Annotated in this window: 3 protein-coding genes and 2 pseudogenes; all 5 read left to right on the forward strand. The window is 38.4% G+C overall.

Going from position 1 to position 2,177, the window contains the following annotated elements; translation table 11 throughout:
• The first annotated feature begins 15 nt into the window (after positions 1-15).
• Positions 16-216 (forward strand): AlpA family transcriptional regulator, encoded by a 201-nt coding sequence (locus PVV68_RS10130; RefSeq protein ID WP_004856846.1) that lies wholly within the window; start codon positions 16-18, stop codon positions 214-216.
• Between the two features lie 103 nt (positions 217-319).
• A pseudogene (locus PVV68_RS10135) lies at positions 320-987 on the forward strand (hypothetical protein); the annotation flags it as partial.
• A gap of 111 nt (positions 988-1,098) precedes the next feature.
• A complete protein-coding gene (locus PVV68_RS10140; RefSeq protein ID WP_273721954.1) occupies positions 1,099-1,389 on the forward strand; it encodes a CopG family ribbon-helix-helix protein in 291 nt (96 codons plus the stop codon).
• Positions 1,386-1,658 (forward strand): type II toxin-antitoxin system mRNA interferase toxin, RelE/StbE family, encoded by a 273-nt coding sequence (locus PVV68_RS10145; protein WP_004856836.1) that lies wholly within the window; start codon positions 1,386-1,388, stop codon positions 1,656-1,658. Before PVV68_RS10140 ends, PVV68_RS10145 begins: the two co-directional genes overlap by 4 nt.
• A 111-nt stretch (positions 1,659-1,769) precedes the next feature.
• Positions 1,770-2,177, forward strand: a pseudogene (locus PVV68_RS10150) (DUF3987 domain-containing protein); the annotation flags it as partial.

Here is a 2,177-nt window from a genome sequence, read left to right on the forward strand (position 1 = left end):
TGAAAGGAAATTATAATGACAGAAAACGATATTCTTTTAACTGACCGTGAAAGTGCAAAATTGCTTCATATGAGTGTTTCAACATTCCGCCGTCATGTGACCAATGGCTCTCTCCCAAAACCTTTAAAATTTGGTTTTTTATCGCGCTGGTTACAATCGGATCTTATCAATGTAATCGAGCAAGCCAAACAGCAACGTTATAACGACGTCGCATAAAAGAAAACCTTGTCACGTAAGGACGGACAAGGCTTTCCATTTTCACTCAAAGAATGAATAGCAAAATCCGTCCTATGGTGCAATATTCATAGGATAAAAAAACATGTTATCTTTTACGAATGCTCAGGGCATCACAAATGCCTTGCGTGGGGTTTGGTATGGGCATTATGGAAGTGCCCGTTGTCCAGCCCATGATGATCAATTGCCTAGCTTATCCCTTGCCAATGGACATGATGGGCGTCTCTTACTCACTTGTTATGCTGGCTGCTCTTTTAGAGAGATCATACAAGCACTTAGAAGAATTGGCTTGCTGGGGAAACAAGCCTTTGTTGATAAAGCTTATGATCATACGCTCTCTTTCTCAAAACAGAAAGGAGAAAGAGCACAAGCAATTTGGCAACAAAGCCAACCGATCAAAGATACTTTAGCAGAAACCTATTTACGCAATCGGGGGATCACATGTGAATTGCCTGCTGATTTACGTTTCACGACAAATGTCCGCACCCCTTAGGAATGACACTGCCCGCGTTTGTTGCGCTTGTTAAGGGGGCTGGTTCCTTTGCCATTCATAGAACCTTTTTAAAAGCCAATGGCTGCAAAACAGATCAGAGACCAGCAAAAGCCATGTTGGGGTCTGTTATGGGCGGTGCTGTGCATTTAAGCCAAGACAATCCAAAACATCTGGTCATTTGTGAAGGCATTGAAACCGGTCTTTCCTTACTGTCTGGTTTGTTATCAGAGCCCGTGAATTTATGGGCGTCCCTTTCAAGTCTATGAAAATGCAAAATAGATATAAAATATCTATTCTAACAGTAGCTATTGAAGAAATAGTAAAAATGTATTACATTAGAACTACTTTGTAACACATTAAGGGGCGGTAAAATGGCTGAAACAACATTTACCTTTCGCGTTGATGATGTATTAAAAAATGAATTTTCCAAAGCAGCAAAGGCGTGCGATAGATCTGGTGCACAATTGTTGCGGGATTATATGCGCGATATTGTAAAAGAACAAAAAGAAAAAATTGCACACGATTTATGGTTTCGGGAACAAGTTCAATTAGGAATAAATTCTGCTAATGCAGGCGATATAATATCTTCTGAAGAAATCGAAGCAGAAGCAAAGGAATGGCGCTTAAAAACACAAAGTAAACTAGATAAATCAACTTTATGAAGCTAATTTGGACACAAGTAGCACACGTTGACCGCAAGAAGATCCGTGAATACATATCACAAGATAATCCTTCTGCTGCCTTAAAGTTTGATCAACTTTTATCTGAAAAGGTAGAAAAACTTGTCAAACTTCCTACTCTTGGTCGTTTAGGACGAATTGTAAATACACGTGAACTTATTGTACATCCAAATTATATCATGATTTATGATATTTCAAATGGCGTTGTGCGTATTTTACGTGTGCTTCATACAAAGCAAAAATTTCCCTAATCAACTGTATTTTTATTTATTTGGTAATTGAAGCAAATTATTATTTTCTAATGTTACTAATATGATTGCATAATCACTTTGCACACTAATTAATTTCTTACTCGTAAAAATGATGATGTCACGGTCGAAAAGCTTGGGGAATTGTTAAAAGAAAACCCCCGTGGTCTCTTAATGGTTCGTGATGAGTTGTCTGGTTTTTTAGCAGATATGGAAAGAAAGGAATATCAATCAGACCGTGGTTTTTATTTGAAAGCTTTTAATGGATACGGTGGATTTAGCTATGACCGAATTGGGCGTGGAACCATTTATATCCCCAATGCAACTGTTTCCATTATAGGAGGCATTCAACCTTCACGAATTATTCCTTTCATTAAAGAAATTCTTCATGGGAAAAATGATGATGGTTTGCTCCAACGGTTCCAGATGCTGGTCTTTCCCGATGAACGAAAAGAGCGGTTATGGATTGATAGACCTCTCAATCAAAAGGCATGGGAAACCTATCAAGGGATCTTTCGTTCT

The organism is Bartonella sp. ML69XJBT (assembly GCF_028618515.1).
GTDB lineage: Bacteria > Pseudomonadota > Alphaproteobacteria > Rhizobiales > Rhizobiaceae > Bartonella.

What these genes read in the sequence shown, in the direction of transcription:
- PVV68_RS10130 (WP_004856846.1), top strand. Translation starts at nt 16, where the DNA reads ATGACAGAAAACGATATTCTTTTAACTGACCGTGAAAGTGCAAAATTG.
- PVV68_RS10145 (WP_004856836.1), top strand. Translation starts at nt 1,386, where the DNA reads ATGAAGCTAATTTGGACACAAGTAGCACACGTTGACCGCAAGAAGATC.
- PVV68_RS10140 (WP_273721954.1), top strand. Translation starts at nt 1,099, where the DNA reads ATGGCTGAAACAACATTTACCTTTCGCGTTGATGATGTATTAAAAAAT.